At 76.2% G+C, this 17,174-nt stretch carries 15 protein-coding genes; 8 read left to right on the top strand and 7 right to left on the bottom strand.

Annotation, left to right across the window (positions count from 1 at the left end):
* Positions 1-362 precede the first annotated feature (362 nt).
* Together AAHH18_RS07315 and AAHH18_RS07310 are read right to left on the bottom strand one after the other, a co-directional pair.
* The gene (locus AAHH18_RS07315; protein ID WP_343301150.1) at positions 363-1,706 is read right to left on the bottom strand and encodes a S1C family serine protease; all 1,344 of its coding nucleotides are present in this window, start codon (positions 1,704-1,706) and stop codon (positions 363-365) included.
* Positions 1,707-1,824: 118 nt separating this feature from the next.
* Positions 1,825-3,051 (bottom strand): amidohydrolase, encoded by a 1,227-nt coding sequence (locus AAHH18_RS07310; protein WP_343301149.1) that lies wholly within the window; start codon positions 3,049-3,051, stop codon positions 1,825-1,827.
* Here AAHH18_RS07310 and AAHH18_RS07305 point away from each other — a divergent pair.
* A complete protein-coding gene (locus AAHH18_RS07305) occupies positions 3,050-4,111 on the top strand; it encodes a ketopantoate reductase family protein (protein ID WP_343301148.1) in 1,062 nt (353 codons plus the stop codon). The genes AAHH18_RS07310 and AAHH18_RS07305 overlap by 2 nt on opposite strands.
* Positions 4,112-4,272: 161 nt before the next feature.
* Entirely contained in the window at positions 4,273-4,653 is a 381-nt protein-coding gene (locus tag AAHH18_RS07300; protein ID WP_343301153.1) for an RNA-binding S4 domain-containing protein, read from the top strand.
* A gap of 286 nt (positions 4,654-4,939) precedes the next feature.
* Here AAHH18_RS07300 and AAHH18_RS07295 read toward each other — a convergent pair whose 3' ends face one another.
* Positions 4,940-5,830, bottom strand: coding sequence for a DUF72 domain-containing protein (locus tag AAHH18_RS07295; protein ID WP_343301147.1), 891 nt, complete (start codon positions 5,828-5,830; stop codon positions 4,940-4,942).
* 157 nt (positions 5,831-5,987) lie between these two features.
* Between AAHH18_RS07295 and AAHH18_RS07290 the strand changes: the two genes are divergently transcribed.
* Together AAHH18_RS07290 and AAHH18_RS07285 are read left to right on the top strand one after the other, a co-directional pair.
* A complete protein-coding gene (locus AAHH18_RS07290) occupies positions 5,988-7,463 on the top strand; it encodes an MFS transporter (protein WP_343301146.1) in 1,476 nt (491 codons plus the stop codon).
* Positions 7,460-8,428 (top strand): alpha/beta hydrolase, encoded by a 969-nt coding sequence (locus AAHH18_RS07285; RefSeq protein ID WP_343301145.1) that lies wholly within the window; start codon positions 7,460-7,462, stop codon positions 8,426-8,428. Before AAHH18_RS07290 ends, AAHH18_RS07285 begins: the two co-directional genes overlap by 4 nt.
* 87 nt (positions 8,429-8,515) lie before the next feature.
* Here AAHH18_RS07285 and AAHH18_RS07280 read toward each other — a convergent pair whose 3' ends face one another.
* Complete coding sequence (locus tag AAHH18_RS07280) at positions 8,516-9,124, bottom strand: TetR/AcrR family transcriptional regulator (protein ID WP_283319891.1); 609 nt, start codon at positions 9,122-9,124, stop codon at positions 8,516-8,518.
* A 99-nt stretch (positions 9,125-9,223) separates the two neighbouring features.
* Between AAHH18_RS07280 and AAHH18_RS07275 the strand changes: the two genes are divergently transcribed.
* The 4 genes from AAHH18_RS07275 to mtnN all read left to right on the top strand — a co-directional run bounded on the left by AAHH18_RS07275 (position 9,224) and on the right by mtnN (position 12,429).
* Positions 9,224-10,057: an alpha/beta fold hydrolase gene (locus tag AAHH18_RS07275; protein ID WP_343301144.1), complete on the top strand. Its 834-nt coding sequence runs from the start codon at positions 9,224-9,226 to the stop codon at positions 10,055-10,057.
* Between the two features lie 65 nt (positions 10,058-10,122).
* The gene (locus AAHH18_RS07270) at positions 10,123-11,133 is read left to right on the top strand and encodes a DNA-3-methyladenine glycosylase family protein (RefSeq protein WP_343301143.1); all 1,011 of its coding nucleotides are present in this window, start codon (positions 10,123-10,125) and stop codon (positions 11,131-11,133) included.
* Positions 11,134-11,242: 109 nt separating this feature from the next.
* Positions 11,243-11,695 carry an S-ribosylhomocysteine lyase gene (locus AAHH18_RS07265; protein WP_283322001.1) on the top strand — a complete coding sequence of 151 codons (453 nt, stop codon included), beginning with the start codon at positions 11,243-11,245 and terminating at the stop codon, positions 11,693-11,695.
* A complete protein-coding gene (gene mtnN, locus AAHH18_RS07260) occupies positions 11,692-12,429 on the top strand; it encodes a 5'-methylthioadenosine/S-adenosylhomocysteine nucleosidase (RefSeq protein WP_343301142.1) in 738 nt (245 codons plus the stop codon). The genes AAHH18_RS07265 and mtnN overlap by 4 nt, the downstream gene beginning before the upstream one ends.
* Positions 12,430-12,441: 12 nt before the next feature.
* Here the strand turns inward: mtnN and AAHH18_RS07255 are convergent, their stop codons facing one another.
* From AAHH18_RS07255 to AAHH18_RS07245, 3 genes are all read right to left on the bottom strand, one after another.
* A complete protein-coding gene (locus tag AAHH18_RS07255) occupies positions 12,442-13,869 on the bottom strand; it encodes a PAS domain S-box protein (RefSeq protein ID WP_343301141.1) in 1,428 nt (475 codons plus the stop codon).
* Between the two features lie 121 nt (positions 13,870-13,990).
* Positions 13,991-15,757, bottom strand: coding sequence for a glycoside hydrolase family 35 protein (locus tag AAHH18_RS07250; RefSeq protein WP_343301140.1), 1,767 nt, complete (start codon positions 15,755-15,757; stop codon positions 13,991-13,993).
* Between the two features lie 87 nt (positions 15,758-15,844).
* Entirely contained in the window at positions 15,845-17,161 is a 1,317-nt protein-coding gene (locus AAHH18_RS07245) for an ABC transporter substrate-binding protein (protein ID WP_343301139.1), read from the bottom strand.
* Between the last annotated feature and the right edge of the window lie 13 nt (positions 17,162-17,174).

Here is a 17,174-nt window from a genome sequence, read left to right as displayed (position 1 = left end):
CGTTCCGGGTGCCGGTCGCGCGGCTCGAGGCCGGCAGGGCCGCGATCCAGGGTCCCGACACCGACGTCCGCTGAGGGGACGACCGCGCCGCCGCCGCCCCGGTTGGGACACCGGGACGGCGGCCCCGCGGCGTCCGTGCCCCCGCGCCCGCGCCCGCGCGCTGTCCCGCACCTGCGCGCGCTCACCCACACACGCGCGCTCTCACCCGCGCGCTCTCTCCCGCACCCGCGCGCTCTCTCTCCCGCATGCGCTTGCCCAGCCGCCGAGAGTCCAGGACACGCCCGGGTTGCGTTGCGGACCGTGGGCGTGTCCTGGACTCTCGGTAGCGGTGGCCCCGGCGGAGCGGGCGAGTCGGGCCGGGGTCAGTCGGCCGGGCCCTCGACGAGGGTGACCGTGGCGGACTGCGTCGTGCCGGTCGCCGTGGTCCAGGTCAGCGTGACCTGGTCGCCGGGGGCGTGCGCCGCGAGCGCCTCGCTGAGCGCGTCGCCGTCCGCGACCGTCACGCCGTCGACGGCCGTGATGGTGTCCCCGGCGGTCAGCCCAGCGTGCGCGGCGGGGGTCCCGTCGATGACGCCGGCGACCGTCGCACCCGCGACCCCACCGGCGGTCGACCCGGTCGTCGAGCCGGGCAGGCCGTCCAGGGCCGCCGGGTCGCCGCCCGTCGCCGCGATCTGCACCCCGAGGAACGCCGGGTAGCCGAGCGTGATCGTGTCGGTGTCCTGGCCCGCGACGACCTGCGTCACCACGTCGAGCACGTCCTGGATCGGGATGGCGTAGCCGGTGATGTCCGCGGAGCCGGACGACGCGGCGGTCGTGATGCCCACGACCTCGCCCTCGTCGTCCAGCAGCGGGCCGCCGGAGTCGCCCGACACCACGTCGGCGTCGACCTCGATCAGCCCGGTCAGCGACTCCCCCGACGACGCGCCCTCGGCCTGGGTGGTGATGGACTCGTCGAGCCCGGTCACCGTGCCGTCCGCCGCGAGCAGGACGCCGCCGCCCTCGGCGTTGCCGACCGCCGTGACGGCGTCCCCGACGGCGACGCCCGCCTCGTCGTCGTCGAGCGTCGCCGTCGCGAGCCCCGACGCGCCCTGGAGCTGGAGCACCGCGACGTCCGCCGTGGCGTCGGTCCCGACGACCTCGGCCGTGTAGGTGTCCCCCGTCGACGCGACGGTGACCGTGATCTGCGTCGCGCCCTCGACCACGTGGTTGTTCGTGACCACGAGCCCGTCGGACGTCAGCACGACACCCGTGCCGGCGGCCTCCGCCGACTGGTACCCGAGCACCGTCGAGATCAGCACGACGCCGCTCTGCTGCGCGTCCGTGGCGGTCGTGGCGTCGAGCGTGCCGGTCGCGGACCCGGCGCCGGAGGCCGCGCCGCCGGAGCCCCCGCCGGGCAGCGTCGTCGACGGCCCGCCCCAGCCGCCGGCGCCGGCCTGCGGGCGGACGGTGCCGGAGCCGTCCCCGGTCGAGGGCGCCGCGGCCAGGCCCGGCTCCGCCGCCGCGTCCGGCAGGCCGAGCGCGTACGCGGTCCCGCCCAGCACCAGCCCGGCCGCGACCGCCCCGGAGGCGAGCAGCGCGACGGCCGTCCTCCGGCGCCGCGAGCGGCCGGGCACCGGCGGCCGGTCGCCGTCGACGCCCGGGCCGGCTGCGGTCGTCGGGTCGTGGGGCTGATCCGGCGTCGGCCGGGGCGCGGTCTCGTGGTCCACGGGGCACCTCCTGCGGGGCGGGCGCCGGGGCGGCGCCGATACCCCTGAGTGCACCCCGCGGACCAGGACGCGGGCTGGACCTTCCCTGAGCGTCGGCCGTGGATCGCGGGGGTCTGCCTCAGCCGGCGAAGCGCTCCGACCGCTCGACGACCCGTCCCCGCGACGCCTCGGCGTCCCACGTGTAGACCGTCCGGCCCTCGATGAGGACGTGCTCCGCACGCGCGTGCACGTCGAGCGGGTCGCCCGACCACACGACGACGTCGCCGTCGCGCCCCGGCTCCAGCGCCCCGACCCGGCCGTCCAGCCCGAGGAACGCGGCCGGGTTCACCGTCAGCGCCTCGAGCGCGGTCTGCCGCGGCAGCCCCTCCTTCACGGCGAGCGTCGCCTGGTGCACGAGGAAGTTGATCGGCACGACGGGGTGGTCGGTGGTGATCGCGACGCGCACGCCCGCCCGGGCGAGCGCGGCGAGGTTCGCGATGGCGCGGTCCCGCAGCTCGACCTTCGACCGGGACGTGAACATCGGGCCGAAGATCACCGGCACGTCCCGCTCCGCCAGCACGTCCGCGAGCTTGTGCCCCTCCGTGCCGTGGTTGACCACCAGGCGGTAGCCGAACTCGTCGGCCAGCCGGATCGCCGTGGCGATGTCGTCGTGGCGGTGGGTGTGCTGGTCCCAGACCAGCTCGCCGTCGAGCACCCGGGCCAGCGTCTCCAGCCCCAGGTCCGTCTTGAACGGCTCGCCCTTGGCCTCGGCGGCGGCCCGCGCCGCCCGGTAGTGCTGCGCGGCCGTGAACGCCTCGCGGATCACCAGCGCGGTGCCCAGGCGCGTCGACGGGGTCTGGTTCTTGTTGCCGTAGACCCGCTTCGGGTTCTCGCCGAGCGCCGACTTCACGCTCACCGCGGCGGAGATCACCTGCTCGTCGATGGTGCGCCCGCCCCACGACTTCAGCGCCACGCTCTGACCGCCGATCGGGTTGCCCGAGCCGGGCTTCACCACCACGGACGTCACGCCCCCGGCCAGCGCGTCGCGGAAGCCCTCGTCGTCGATGTTCACCGCGTCGATCGCCCGGACCGCGGCCATGTTCGGTCCGGTCATCTCGTTGGTGTCGTCGCCCGCGACGCCCTCGCCCTCCTCGTGGATGCCGACGTGGCCGTGCGCCTCGACGAAGCCCGGCAGCACCCAGCGCCCGGTCGCGTCGACGACGGTCGCGCCCTCGGGGACCGCCACGTCCGCGCCGACGGCCTCGATGCGGCCGTCGCGGATCAGGACGGTGCCGCCCTCGACGGGCTCGGAGCTGACGGGGACGACGTAGCCGCCGGTGACGGCGACGAGAGAGGAGGAGGTCATGACCTCCACCGTATGCCCGGCCCCCACCGACCTGCGCCGACGGGTGTGGCAGGGTGACCGGGTGCGATACGTGATCATCGGCGCCGGCGCGGTCGGCGGGACCATCGGGGGGCTGCTGGCCGAGGCCGGCCGGGACGTCGTGCTCGTCGCGCGGGGTGCGCACCTCGACGCGCTGCGGTCCGGCGGACTGCACCTGACGACTCCCGCGGGCGCCCGGACCGTGCGCACCGCCGTCGCGTCCCGGCCGGAGGACGTCGAGCTGCGGCGCGGTGACGTGCTGGTGCTCGCCGTGAAGTCGCAGGACACCGACGCCACGCTGGCCGGATGGGCCGGTCGGCCCGTCGACGGCGGCGGCACCGCGGGCGAGGACCTGCTGCTGGTGTGTGCCCAGAACGGCGTGGACAACGAGCGCACCGCGCTGCGGCGGTTCGCCCGCGTGGCCGGCATGTGCGTCTGGCTGCCCGCGACGTTCTTGGAGCCGGGCCGGGTGTCGGCCTCCGGCTCCCCTGTCACCGGGGTGCTGACGCTGGGGTCCGTGCCCGCGGGCGTCCCCGACGCCGACCTGGCGGAGGTCTCCCGGGACCTCGAGGCCGCCGGGTTCCGCGCGCCCGTCGTCGAGGACGTCGCGGCCTGGAAGTACGCGAAGCTGCTGAGCAACCTCGGCAACGCCGTCGAGGCGCTCTGCGGCCCGGTGCGGGGGCCGGCGCGCGAGCTCGCCGACGCCGCGGTCGCCGAGGCGCGCGAGGTGCTGGCCGCCGCGGGCCTCGCCCCGGTGGACGCCGCCGAGGAGGCGCGCGCCCGCGAGGGGTTCACGCTGGTCGACCTGCCCGGCGTCGACCGGCGCGGCGGGTCCACGTGGCAGAGCCTCGTGCGCGGCGCGGGCTCGGTGGAGGCGGCGTACCTGAACGGCGAGATCGCGCTGCTCGGACGGCTGCACGGGGTCCCGGTGCCGGTCAACGCCACGCTGCTGCGGCTCGTCGAGGACGCGGCGGCCCGGGGCGAGCAGCCCGGCGGGCACGACGCCGCGGAGGTCCTCGCCTCCGCGCGCGCGGAGGGCTGAGTCCGGTGCCGGCCTCGGGCGCGGGTCCGGTCGGCGGGCACCACCGGCGCGCACCATCGGAGGCTCCCACGGGGGCTGGCTCCGTGCGCGCGGCGCCGTCGGAGGCTCCTACGGGAGCTACGCCGGGTGGGTCCGAGGCCGGCGGGGGCGCCCGGCCCACGCTGCCCGCGGGGCCGCCGTCGACGCGGGTCGACCGCTGGGTGTGGGCCGTCCGGCTGACCAAGACCCGCGCGCTCGCCGCGGCCGCGTGCCGGGCCGGGCACGTCCGCGTCAACGGGGACCGCGCGAAGCCGGCCACGACGGTGCGCGTCGGGGACGAGGTGCGGGTGCGCGGCGACGGCCCCGAGCGGATCGTCGAGGTCGCCCACGTGATCGAGCGCCGCGTCGGGCCCGTCCCGGCCGCCGCGTGCTACGTCGACCGCACCCCGCCGCCTCCCCCTCCGGAGCACGTGGCCGCGGCCGGCGTCCGCGAGCGCGGCGCCGGCCGTCCGACCAAGCGCGAGCGCCGCGAGCTCGACCGCCTGCGCGGCCGCGACCGCTGACCCAGCGGGCCGTCCCGCCCGACAGCACCGCCCGCCGGACCGTCCCGCCCGACAGCACCGCCCGCCGGCCCTTCCCGCCCGACAGCACCGCCCGTCCGCGCCCCGCCCGGCTGCATCCGCGCCTGCCCCCTGCCGCGCGAGCCGCCCCGGCGAGAGGCCAGTCGCCGGGGGTGCCGCGGGCACGCGCACCCCGGGTGGTGGCCTCTCGCGCGGTGGGAGCGCGCACTCGGGGCGCGTCGGGTCGGTCAGGGGCGGTCAGGGCGGGGCGGGGCGGGCCGTCGCGGTGTCAGCTCGGGTCCGGCGGGTCGACGCCGAGGCGGCGGGCCAGCGCCATCGCGTCGACGGGCGCGCGGACCTTCGTGTCGTTGTCGAAGTAGACGAACACGTCGCGGCCGCCGGGCGCCGCGGGGGCCGGTGGCCCGAGCCGGTGGGCGTCCGGCGGCTCTCCCCCGGCGCTCCAGGCACGTACCCGGTCGGCCCACCGGTCGAGCGCCGGGTCGTCGTAGCCGGACACGTACAGCTCGGAGTCGCCGTGGAGCCGGACGTAGACGAGGTCCGCCGTGACGTCCTCCAGGTACGGCCAGCGTCCCGCGGTGTCCGCGACGACCAGGCCGATGCCGTGCTCGCGCAGCAGGGCGGGGAAGGCGGGGTCCTCGAACGACGCGTGCCGCACCTCGAGGACGTGGCGCAGCGGGCGGTCCTCGTCGGTGGTCGTCCAGGCGCGGTCGTCGAGGCGCTCGTCGTGCCGCGCGGCCAGCTCGGCGGCCGCCGTTGTCGTGCGCGGCAGCAGGTCGAAGAACCGCGCGAGCCGGCCGGCGTCGAACCCGAGCGTGGGCGGCAGCTGCCACAGCACCGGTCCGAGCGCCGGACCGAGCGCGAGCACCCCGGAGGCGAAGAAGTTCGCGAGCGGCACCTCGACGTCGGCGAGCTTCTTCATGTGGGTCACGAAGCGGCCGCCCTTGACCGAGAACACGAAGCCCTCGGGCACCTCCGCGCGCCACGCGAGGTACGACTCGGGGCGCTGCAACGCGTAGAACGAGCCGTTGACCTCGATGCTGCGCAGGTGCCGGGAGGCGAACTCCAGCTCACGGCGCTGCGGCAGACCCGGGGGGTAGAACACCCCGCGCCAGGGCGCGTACCGCCAGCCGGAGATGCCGATCCGGGTGTCCGAGGCCATGGCGGACGGTAGGCACCGGCCGCGGGGACGGGCAACCGCGCCACCGCCCCGCACCCGCCGCCCAGCCCCGCAGCCCCCAGCCCCGCCACAGCGTCCCGTCGCGCCGCGTTCAGCCCCTCGACACGCGCCCGACGCCGGACCGCGGTATCCCTGGTGCGTGCACGCCGACGCCGTCCCGCCACCGCCTCCCGTCGCCGCGCCGCCGGACCCGGTGGGCGCGGCGCGACCCGCCCGCCGCCGCACGGTCGCCGCGTGGGCCCTGTGGGACTGGGGGTCGGCCGCGTTCAACGCGGTCATCACGACGTTCGTCTTCACGCGGTGGCTCACGTCGGACGCGTTCGTCGACCCGGAGGTGGCGGCAGCCGGGGGCGCGCCCCTCGACGCCGCGCTGGCGGAGCACTCGACGTGGCTCGGCTGGGGGCTGACCGCGGCCGGTGCGGCGATCGCCCTGCTGGCGCCCGTCGCGGGGACGCGGGCCGACGGCTCGGGCCGGCGGCGGCGCGGGCTGGCCGTGCAGACGTCCGTGACGGTGGTGCTGTGCGCGGCGATGGCGCTCGTCCGCCCGGACCCGGACGCCCTGACGGCGAACCTGGTGCTCGGCATCGCGCTGCTCGCCACGGCGAACCTCACGTTCGAGCTGGCGTCGGTGCACTACAACGCGCTGCTCCCCCGCGTGGCGACTCCCGCGACGCTGGGCCGGGTGAGCGGCATCGGCTGGGGCGCGGGGTACCTCGGCGGGATCGTGCTGCTGCTGGTGCTCTTCGTGGGGTTCATCGACCCGGAGGTCGGCTGGTTCGGCGTGACGCCGGCGGACGGCGCGAACATCCGGGTGGCGGTGCTGCTGTCCGCGGTGTGGTTCGCCGCGTTCGCGGTGCCGGTGCTGGTCGCGGTCCCGGACGACCCCGTGCCCGCGGCCGCGCGGCGGCCGGACGGACCGTCCGGGCCGCGGGGCCGGTGGCGCGCGGTGGCCGGGGCGTACCGGCGGGTGGCCGCGGACGTGCGGGACCTGTGGCGCACGTCGCGCAGCACCGTGCTGTTCCTGCTGGCCAGCGCCGTCTACCGCGACGGCCTCGCGGGCGTCTTCACGTTCGGGGCGGTCATCGCGTCGGGCACGTTCGGGTTCTCGGCGAGCGAGGTCGTCGTGTTCGCGATCGCGGCGAACGTCGTGGCGGGCGTGTCGACCGTGCTCGCGGGCCTGCTGGACGACCGGGTCGGCCCCCGGGCGCTGGTGGTGGCCGCGCTCGCCGGCCTGGTGGTGGCGGGCGTCGCGACGTTCCTGCTGGCCGACGCGGGGCCGGCGGCGTTCTGGGCCTGCGGCCTGCTGCTGTGCGTGTTCGTCGGGCCGGCGCAGTCCGCGAGCCGCTCCCTGCTGACGCGCCTCGCCCCGCCCGGCCGGGAGTCGCAGCTGTTCGGGCTCTACGCGACGACGGGCCGCGCGGCGAGCTTCCTGGCGCCGCTGGCGTTCGCGACCTTCGTCGCGGTCTCGGGGTCGCAGCGCTGGGGCATCCTGGGTCTCGTGCTCGTCCTCGCGCTCGGGCTCGCGGCCCTGCTCCCCCTGCGGCTGCCCGCTGCCCGCGTCGCCGGCACGCGGGCCCCGGCCGTCGCGCCGCCGGCGGGCGGGGGCACGGCGTGACCGCCTGGGAGCCGGACCTGCTCGGTCCGGGCTGGGAGCGGACGACGCTCGCCCTGTCGGCGTCGGACCCGGACCTGGTGGCGACCGTCGTCCGGCGCACCCCCGCGCCGGGCGCCGAGCCCGGCGGCCCGGCCGTCCTGCACGTGCACGGGTTCAACGACTACTTCTTCCAGACGCACCTCGCACAGGAGTGGGAGCGCCGGGGTCACACGTTCTACGCCGTCGACCTGCGCCGGTGCGGCCGGTCGTGGCGACCCGGCCAGGTGCCGCACTACGTGACCGACCTCGCGGAGTACCGCGACGACCTCGGCCTCGCCGCCCGCCTGGTCCGCGAGGTGCTGGGGCACGACCGGCTGACGGTGCACGCGCACTCCACCGGCGGCCTGACGGCGGCGCTGTGGGCGAACGGCCCGGCCGGGCGGGCGGCGGTGGACGCCCTGGTGCTCGACAGCCCGTGGTTCGACCTGCACGCCCGCTGGTTCCACCGCGTGGTCTCGACGTGGGTGCTCGACAGCCTGGGCCCGGTCGACCCGATGCGCGTGCTGGCCGACGGGCCGTCGGCGTACTCCTGGCACCTGCACGTCGACAACGGCGGCCGGTGGGAGTACGACCGCCGGCTGAAGCCCGCGGAGGGCTTCCCCGTGCGGGCGGGCTGGCTGCGGGCCGTGCGCCGGGGGCAGGCGCGGCTGGCGCGGGGCCTGCGGATCGAGGCGCCGGTGCTGGTGTGCACCGCGGCGGAGTCGGGGCCCAACTCGCGCACCAACCCGCTGCTCGACGCGCAGGACACGGTGCTGGACGTCGAGCAGATCTGGGCGCGGGCGCCGCGGCTCGGCGAGGACGTCACGCTGGTGACGGTTCCGGGCGGCGTGCACGACCTGTCCCTGTCCGCACCGGAGCCGTTCGCCGCGTACGTCGCCGCGGTGTTCGACTGGCTGGACGCCGTGAGCGGCAGCCGCGCGGCCTGACCGGTCGCGCCGCACACGGGCCCGACCCTGACGCGGCCCGACCCGACGCAGGCCCGACCCCGGCGCGGGTCCGGCCCTCGCGCGGGCTCAGCCCTCGCGCAGCCCCGCGGCGTCGATGAGCGTCTGCGCCGCCGCCCGCGCCTGCACGGCCGCGTCGGGCGAGCCGGAGATGGCGGCCGTGGTCTGCGCGCCCTCCGCGAGGATCGCGAGCTGCGCGGCGAGCTGCGGCGGACCGCCGGCGACGTCGACCAGCTCGGCCACGTAGGCCTGGAACCCCGCCTTGTGCTCGCGCGCGAGGGCGGCGACCTCTGGGGAGCACCCGCCGAGCTCGCCGAACGAGTTGATGAAGATGCAGCCGTGGAAGTCCCCGTCGGCGAACCAGCCGGCGAGGTAGTCGTAGATCGCGAGCAGGCGGTCGCGGGGCCCGGACGCGGCGAGCACCGCACCGGTCAGCCCCTCCTCCCACATCGCGTGCCGGCGGCGCAGCACCTCCGCCACGATCGCGTCCTTGGAGCCGAACAGGCGGTAGAGCCGCTTGAGCGGCACGCCGGCCTCGGTCCGCAGCTCGTCCATGCCGACGGCCTGGATGCCCCGCCGGTAGTACAGGCGGTCGGCGGCGTCGAGCACCTGCTCGCGCAGGGCGGCCTCGGCGTCGTCGAGGTGCTCGGTGGGCGCCGTCACGAGCTGTCCGGCCATGCGTCATCTCCCGGGGGTTGCGCGGAAAACGTTCGTTCTCTACTGTAGCCCACATCGCGGAGAACGACCGTTCTCCAACGACCGGGAGAGGCGCACACCATGCCGTACATCACCGTCGGAGCCGAGAACACGACGCCGATCGAGCTCTACTACGAGGACCACGGGTCCGGCCGCCCGGTCGTGCTGATCCACGGGTACCCGCTCGACGGCCACTCGTGGGAGAAGCAGTCCGCGGCGCTCCTCGACGCCGGCTACCGCGTCATCACCTACGACCGCCGCGGCTTCGGGCAGTCCAGCCAGCCCACGACCGGCTACGACTACGACACGTTCGCCGCGGACCTCGCGGCCGTGCTGGAGGCGCTGGACCTGCACGACGTCGTCCTCGTCGGCTTCTCGATGGGCACCGGCGAGGTCGGGCGGTACCTCGGCACGTACGGCTCCGAGCGGGTCGCGAAGGTGGCGTTCCTGGCGTCGCTCGAGCCCTTCCTGCTGCAGACGGACGACAACCCGACGGGTGTGCCGCAGGAGGTCTTCGACGGCATCCTCGCCGCCGTCACCGCCGACCGGTACGCCTACTTCACGTCGTTCTACGCCGACTTCTACAACACCGACGAGAACCTCGGGTCGCGGCTGTCGCAGGAGGCGCTGCGGCACTCCTGGGACGTCGCGTCGGGGGCGTCGTGGTTCGCCTCGAGCGCCGCGGTGCCGACCTGGACCACCGACTTCCGCGGCGACCTGGCCGCGGTCGACGTGCCGGCGCTGATCGTGCACGGCACCGCCGACCGCATCCTGCCGATCGACGCGACGGGCCGCCCGTTCCACGCGGCGGTGCCCCAGGCGGAGTACGTCGAGATCGAGGGCGCCCCGCACGGCCTGCTGTGGACGCACGCCGACGAGGTCAACCGGGTCCTGCTGGACTTCCTCGCCCGCTGACCCGGCCGCGCGCCGCCGCCACCCCGCACGCCGGGGTGTCGGCGGCGTCCGTCATGCTGGACGGCATGCACCCGCCCGGCGACGCCCCCGCCCCGGCGTCCGCCGACCCGGCCTCGCCCGACCCGGCGCCCGCCAACGGGCCCGACGCGGGTCCGTCCACCGCCCCGGACGCCACGCTCACGGTCCACCCGGACGGCCCGCTCGACCTGCGGCTCACCCTCATGATGGTGCGCCACGGCCCCGCCGACCCGAGCCTGCGGATCCGGCAGGACGGCACCGTGTGGCACGCGCTGCGCACGCCGGCGGGGCCCGCCACGCTGCTGCTGCGGGCGGGTCCCGGACGCGTCGACGCGTCCGCGTGGGGCCCGGGGGCGCAGCACGCCCTCGCCGGGCTCCCGGACCTGCTGGGCGCCCGCGACGACGTGCGGTCGTTCGACCCCGCCGGCCACGCCGCGATCGCGGCGGCTCACCGCAGGCTGCGGGGGCTGCGCATCCCGCGCACCGGCGACGTGCTGGGCGCCCTCGTGCCCGCCGTGCTGGAGCAGCGGGTCGTCACCGTGGACGCGCACGACGCCTGGCGCCGGCTGCTGCTGCAGCACGGCACGACCCCGCCCGGGCCGGCCCCCGCCGGCATGCGCGTCCCGCCGGACGCCCGGGGGTGGCGGCGGGTGCCCTCGTGGGACTGGCGGCGGGCCGGCGTGGACGACCGGCGCGCGTCGGCGGTGCTGCGGGCGGCGGCGGTGGCGCCGCGGCTGCAGGAGGCGGTCGACCTGGAGCCCGCCGAGCTGCGCCGGAGGCTGCTGACCGTGCCCGGCATCGGCGGGTGGACGGTCGCGGAGACCACCCGGCGGGCGCTCGGCGACGCGGACGCGGTGTCCGTCGGCGACCTCCACCTGCCCCGCCTGGTCGGGGACGCCGTGGCGGGTCGCCGCGTCGAGCAGGACGAGGTGCTGGAGGTGCTCGCGCCGTGGGCACCGCACCGGGCCCGGGTCGTGCGGCTGCTCGAGCTCGTGGAGCGCAGCACGCGCGGCGGGCGCACCCGCCCGCTGCCGCGCCGGGCGGTGCGGCCGGCTTGACCGCGGAATACCGGCCGGCGCCCGTCCGCTGCACAATGGGCCGTGCGGCCCGGGCACGCCCCGGGCCGACCCCCGAGCGAACCCGAGGACCGCCGTGAACCAGCCCCGCATGAACGTCGAGTCGTTCAACCTCGACCACCGGACCGTCGTCGCGCCGTACATCCGGCTCGCCGACACCAAGGCGCTGCCGGCGGGCGACGTCATCAGCAAGTACGACATCCGCTTCGCGCAGCCGAACAAGGCGCACCTGGAGATGCCGGTGGTCCACTCCCTGGAGCACCTGTTCGCGGAGCACTCCCGCAACCACAGCGACCGGGTGATCGACTTCTCGCCGATGGGCTGCCAGACCGGGTTCTACCTGATCCTGCAGGGCGAGTGGGCGGACGAGGACGTGCAGGAGCTGGTCGCCGAGACGCTCGCCGACATCACGACGGCGCAGGAGGTCCCCGCGGCGAACGAGGTGCAGTGCGGCTGGGGCGCCAACCACACGCTCGAGGGTGCCCAGGGGGCCGCCCGCGAGTTCCTCGCGCACCGCGCCGAGTGGAGCACGGTGACCGCGTGACCGCCTCGCTCGCGACCGTCGGGACGGTCGTCGCCGTCGCCATGCCGGACGAGGCCGCCCCGTTCCTCGAGCGGGCGGATGCGGTCGGGGACCCCACCACCGTCGGGGGCGCGGAGCACCACCTGCTGACCGTCGCCGGGCAGGACGTGCTGCTCGTCCGCGGCGGCATCGGCCTGGCGAACGCCGCCTCGGCGGCGTCGGCGGCGCTCGTGCTCGTCGCCGCGGCACGCGGCGGTGCCGGACCCGCGCTCGTCTCGGCCGGGTCGGCCGGCGGCGTGCAGGCGGGCGTGCACGTCGGCGACGTGGTGGTCGGCACCGAGCACGTCTACACCGGCGCCGACGCCCGGGCCTTCGGCTACGCGCTGGGGCAGGTCCCGGGCATGCCGGCGGGCTACCGGGGCGACCCGGCGCTGCGCGGAGCCGCCCTGGGCGCCGACGCGGGCGACCTGACGGTGCGGACCGGGCAGATGCTCTCCGGGGACGCGTTCGTGGACGCGTCCCTGGTCGGCCCGGTGCGCGAGCAGTTCCCCGGCGGGCTGTCGACCGACATGGAGTCGACCGCGCTCGCGCAGGTCGCGCACGTCTACGGCGTGCCGTTCCTCGCGGTGCGCGGGATCTCGGACCTGTGCGGCCCGGCGGGCGCGGACGACTTCCTCACGCACGTGGACGACGCCGCCGAGCGGTCCGCCGCCGTGGTGCTGGGCATGCTGGCCCGGCTCGGCGCCACGGGCTGAGGCGCCCGGGGCTCAGCCGCGCGCCGCCCGGCGGCCGTCGAACCCGGTGTGCCCGTGCCCGTCCGGCCCGTCGCCGGCGAGCTTCGCCTGGTACATCGCCTGGTCCGCGTCGTGCAGGAGCAGCTCGGTGGTGTGCCACCGGTTCGCCACGGCGACGCCGACGCTGGCACCGACCCGCGCGGTCTCCCCCGCGACGTCGACGGTGACGTCCCCGAGGGCGGCGGTCACCCCCGCGGCCGCGGCGCCGGCGTCCGGGACGCCCGCGATCAGCAGCGCGAACTCGTCGCCCCCGAGCCGCGCGACCGTGCTCCCCGCGGGCGCGAGCGCCCGCAGCCGCTCCGCGACGGCCACGAGAACGCGGTCGCCCACCGCGTGGCCGAAGCCGTCGTTCACCGCCTTGAAGTCGTCGAGGTCGACGTACATGACCGCGATCCCGGGGCCGTCCCCGGGGGCCTCCGGCGTCCGGGACCGGCCGTGGGCGAGCGCCTGGTCGACCAGCCGGTGGAAGTGCGCGCGGTTCACCAGGCCGGTCAGCGCGTCGTGGTCGACCATGTGCGCGAGGCGCTCCTCGAGCGTCTTCTCCTGCGTGACGTCCAGCAGCACGCCGTGCAGCACCGGCCGGCCGTCGCGGTCGCGCCGCAGCACGGCGTCGTCGCGCACCCACACGTCGTACCCGTCGCGGTGCCGCAGCCGGTAGGTGCTCGACGGGAACATCTCCCCCTCGCGCACCTGCGGCACCAGGTCCTCGTGGGGGCGGACCGTCTCGCGGTCCTCGGGGTGCATCGCCGCCCACCACAGGCCCGGGTCGGCCAGCCACTCCTGGGGCGAGTAGCCGAGCATCCACTCCAGCCGCGGGCTGACGTACACGAACCGGCCGTGCGGGCCGGGCTCCGCGATGTACACCACGGCGGGCACGTGCTCCACGATCAGCCGGTAGTGCATCTCGGCGGCGCGCAGCTCGTCCGCGAGGCGCTTGCGCTCGGTGATGTCCTGCGTCATGCCGATCGCGTAGTCCGGCCGGCCCTGCGCGTCGCGCACGAGCGAGACCGTGAGCTCGACCCACAGCGTGCTGCCGTCCTTGCGGACGAAGCGCTTCTCCATCGCGAACTGGTCGCCGGCGCCGGCGAGCATCGCCTGGAACAGCCGGTCGTTCTCCTCGACGTCCTCGGGCGCCGTGTACGCCGAGAACGGCGTGCTCGCGAACTCGTCGTCGGAGTACCCGAGCAGCCGCCGGAGCGTCGCGTTGGTCAGCGGCGTGAGCCCGTCGAGCGTGACGAGCCCGACCCCGACGGGGGCCGCCTCGATGAGCGTCTCGAGCAGCGCGACCCGGCCGGCCGGCTGCGTCAGGCGCCAGGCGAGCGGGTCGGGCGGGTCCGGGGCGTCGGCCTGCGCCGGGACGTCGGGGAGCGCCACCACGTCGGCGGGCTCCCTGCCGTCCACTGCGACCCCCCTCGTGCCCGACCCGGCGGGCGGGCCGGGTGCTCGTCCGTGTCATCGGCGGGCGCGGGGCCGTTCTGAGGGGGCGGCCGGGTCGTCCTGGACGTCTCCTGGGTGCTGGCACCTAGGACTCGGTGTGCCCCAGGTCCGGTCCGGCGACGAACGCGACCCGTGCGGCCGCCGCGGCGTGCAGCTCGAGCACCACGACCTCGTTCCGCTCGGCCCGCAGCAGCGGCCCGGGGACGTAGAGCGTGCGGGTCGGCCCGGCGGACCAGTAGCGGCCCAGCAGGTGGCCGTTCACCCACACCAGGCCCTTGGAGCACCCGTCGAGGCGCAGGAAGTGGTCGGCCCCCGCGACGGTGTCGACCGTGCCGGCGAGGAACGCCGGGCCGGCCACCGGCAGCTCCGGGTCCACCTCCGGCGCCGCGGCGAGCAGCTCCGCAAGGCCGGCGTCGACGGCGTCCAGGCGCAGTCCGACGGTCTCCCAGGCGGTGAGCTCCCGGGCGGCCGTGCGCGCGCCCCCGATCAGCCCCTTCGGCTCCCCGATCCGCGGCCCGTAGCCGACGCGCCCCTGGTCCTCGAGCAGCACGGTGAGCTCGCCCGCACGTGCCGGGAGCGGCAGTGCGCGCGCCCCCTCGCTGCGGCTCAGCACGCCCACCGGCTCCCCGTCGAGCGCGACGACGGCCCGGTCCCGCACCTCGCCGACGACGAGAACCCGGTCCTGCGCCGTGACGGACGTGCGGTACAGCGTGAAGCCCGTCCACTGGCCGAGCTCGTCGGTCGTCGGGAGGTGGTCCCACGCCTTCGCCTCGCCGAGCACCGGCACCGCGGCCGCCAGCGGCAGGCGCCGCCGCAGCCCCACCACGGCCTCGGGCGCCGGGGCGCGCTCCGCGGGCACCTCGTCCGGGACGGGTGCGTGCCGCGCGATGACCTCGCGCATCGCGTGGTACTTCGGCGTCGGGCTGCCGTCCTCCGCGAGCGGCGCGTCGTAGTCGTAGGACGTGGTGATCGGCGCGTAGGTCCCCTTGTCGTTGGCGCCGTTCGTGAAGCCGGCGTTCGTGCCGCCGTGGAACATGTACAGGTTCACCGAGGCACCGGCGGCCAGCAGGTCGTCGAGGTCGCCCGCGTTGGTCTCCGCCGGTGCGACGTGGTGGTGGCCGCCCCAGGAGTCGAACCAGCCGTTCCAGAACTCCATGCACATCAGCGGGCCGGTCGGCTGGTGCCGCTGCAGCAGCTCCAGCCGCTCGACGGCGCGGGAGCCGAACGTGACGGTGCGGTGCAGCTCCGGCAGGCCGCCGCGGGCCTGCATCGCGTCGTCGGCCTGGTCGCACGTGAGCAGCGGCACCTCGATGCCGCGGTCCCGCACCATCGCCACGAGGGCCCGCAGGTACTCCGGGTCGTCGCCGTAGGCGCCGTACTCGTTCTCGACCTGCACGGCGAGCACCGGACCGCCGCGCGTGACCTGCCGCTCCGCCACGAGCGGGAGCAGCTGGTCGTAGTACTGCTCGACCGCCGCGAGGTAGTGGGGCTCGTGGCGCCGGACCCGGACCTCGGGATCGGCCAGCAGCCAGCCGGGCAGCCCGCCGCCGTCCCACTCGGCGCAGATGTACGGGCCGGGCCGCACGATCGCGTGCAGGCCCTCCGCGGCCACGAGGTCGAGGAACCGCCCCAGGTCCCGCGGCCCGTCGAGGTCGAAGCGCCCGCGCTGCGGGGCGTGCACGTTCCAGGCGACGTACGTCTCGACGGTGTTGAGCCCCATGAGCCGCGCCTTGCGGATCCGGTCCGCCCACTGCGCGGGGTGCACCCGGAAGTAGTGCAGCGCGCCGGAGATCACCTGGAGCGGCCGGCCGTCGAGGAGGAAGTCGCGGTCACCGATCTCGAACGTCGGCATGGTGGGTCAGGGCTCCTGGGGCGAGGGGGCGGGTCGGGGCGGGTGGCCGGCGGCGGGAGGAGGAGCTCCCGCCGCCGGCCGCGGGCGTCACTGGACGGTGAAGCCCTGGTCGTTGCCGTACGTGGTGGCCTGCTCCTGCCACGCCGCGAGGCCGTCGGCCAGCGTCGTGTCCGAGACGTAGGCCTGGCCGACCGTGTCGTTGAAGATGCTGTTCGCGTAGACCTGGAACGGCAGGTACTGCCAGCCCTCGACGACGTCGGCCGCGGACTGCGAGAGCACCTCGTTGATCTTCTGGCCGCCGAAGTACTCGGACTCCTTGCCGAGGAACGCGTCCGACTCCAGGTCGGCCGTCGTGGCGGGGAAGCCGCCGGCGTCGATGCGGATCTGCGTGCCCGGGCCGTTCGACAGGTAGGTGAGGAAGTCGTACGCCAGGTCCTTGCTCTGGCTGGCCTCCATCACCGACAGGGCGCTGCCGCCGTTCTCCGCGGACGCGCTCGCGCCGGCCTCCCACTGCGGCATCGGCGCCACGCGCCACTGCCCGGAGGCCTGCTCGACGCCCGCCTCGAGGTTGCCCGGCATCCAGGCCCCGATGGTCAGGGACGCGATGGTGCCGTTGCCCAGGCCCTGGTACCACTCGTCGCTCCAGGACGAGATGGGCGCCAGCAGGTCCTCGTCGATGAGCTGCTGCCACAGGTCGGCGAACTTCTGGCTGCCCGCGTCGGCGAGGTCGATCGTGACGTCCGTGCCGTCCACCTGGAACGGGTGTCCGCCGGCCTGCCAGATCATCGAGGTGGTGAAGCCGGCGTCGCCGGTGTCGTTGGCGATGTACACGCTCGGGTCGGCGGCGTGCAGGGCCCGCGCCGCGTCGAGGTACTCGTCCCACGTGGTGGGGACGTCGACGCCGTACTTCTCGAACACCGTCGTGTTGTAGAACAGCGCCATCGGGCCGGAGTCCATCGGCAGGCCGTAGATCGCGTCTCCCTGGTGGACGGCCGACCACGGGCCGGGGCTGTACGTGCCCTCCAGGTCGGAGGCGCCCAGGCCGGAGATGTCGGCGAGCGCCCCGCCGATCGCGAACTGCGGCACGGCGTAGTACTCGACCTGCGCGAGGTCGGGGATGCCGGACCCGGCGGCCACCGCGTTCTGCAGCGCCGTGTACTGGTCGTTGCCGGTGCCGGCGTTGACCACGTCGATCGTCACGTCGGGGTGCTCGTCCATGTAGGACTCGGCGATCGGCTCGACCGTGTTGTCCCAGGCCCACACGAGCAGCGAGCCGCTCTCGGCGGAGCCGGAGGAGTCGTCGGACGAGCCGCCGCCGGAGCCCCCGGAGGAGCAGGCCGTCAGGGCCAGGGTCAGGGCGCCGACGACTGCGGCGCCGCGCCAGAGGGTGCGGGGGGTGGACATAGGGGTCCTCTCA

This window comes from Cellulomonas olei, assembly GCF_039548315.1.
In the GTDB taxonomy this organism is placed as follows: domain Bacteria; phylum Actinomycetota; class Actinomycetes; order Actinomycetales; family Cellulomonadaceae; genus Cellulomonas.
The sequence above is the reverse complement of the archived record's forward strand: the minus strand, read 5'-3'. Positions and strand labels throughout refer to the sequence as shown.

What these genes read in the sequence shown, in the direction of transcription:
- AAHH18_RS07305 (WP_343301148.1), top strand. Translation starts at nt 3,050, where the DNA reads ATGACCTCCACCGTATGCCCGGCCCCCACCGACCTGCGCCGACGGGTG.
- AAHH18_RS07310 (WP_343301149.1), bottom strand. Translation starts at nt 3,051, where the DNA reads ATGACCTCCTCCTCTCTCGTCGCCGTCACCGGCGGCTACGTCGTCCCC.
- AAHH18_RS07295 (WP_343301147.1), bottom strand. Translation starts at nt 5,830, where the DNA reads ATGGCCTCGGACACCCGGATCGGCATCTCCGGCTGGCGGTACGCGCCC.
- AAHH18_RS07280 (WP_283319891.1), bottom strand. Translation starts at nt 9,124, where the DNA reads ATGGCCGGACAGCTCGTGACGGCGCCCACCGAGCACCTCGACGACGCC.
- AAHH18_RS07275 (WP_343301144.1), top strand. Translation starts at nt 9,224, where the DNA reads ATGCCGTACATCACCGTCGGAGCCGAGAACACGACGCCGATCGAGCTC.
- AAHH18_RS07270 (WP_343301143.1), top strand. Translation starts at nt 10,123, where the DNA reads ATGCACCCGCCCGGCGACGCCCCCGCCCCGGCGTCCGCCGACCCGGCC.
- AAHH18_RS07265 (WP_283322001.1), top strand. Translation starts at nt 11,243, where the DNA reads ATGAACGTCGAGTCGTTCAACCTCGACCACCGGACCGTCGTCGCGCCG.
- AAHH18_RS07250 (WP_343301140.1), bottom strand. Translation starts at nt 15,757, where the DNA reads ATGCCGACGTTCGAGATCGGTGACCGCGACTTCCTCCTCGACGGCCGG.
- AAHH18_RS07245 (WP_343301139.1), bottom strand. Translation starts at nt 17,161, where the DNA reads ATGTCCACCCCCCGCACCCTCTGGCGCGGCGCCGCAGTCGTCGGCGCC.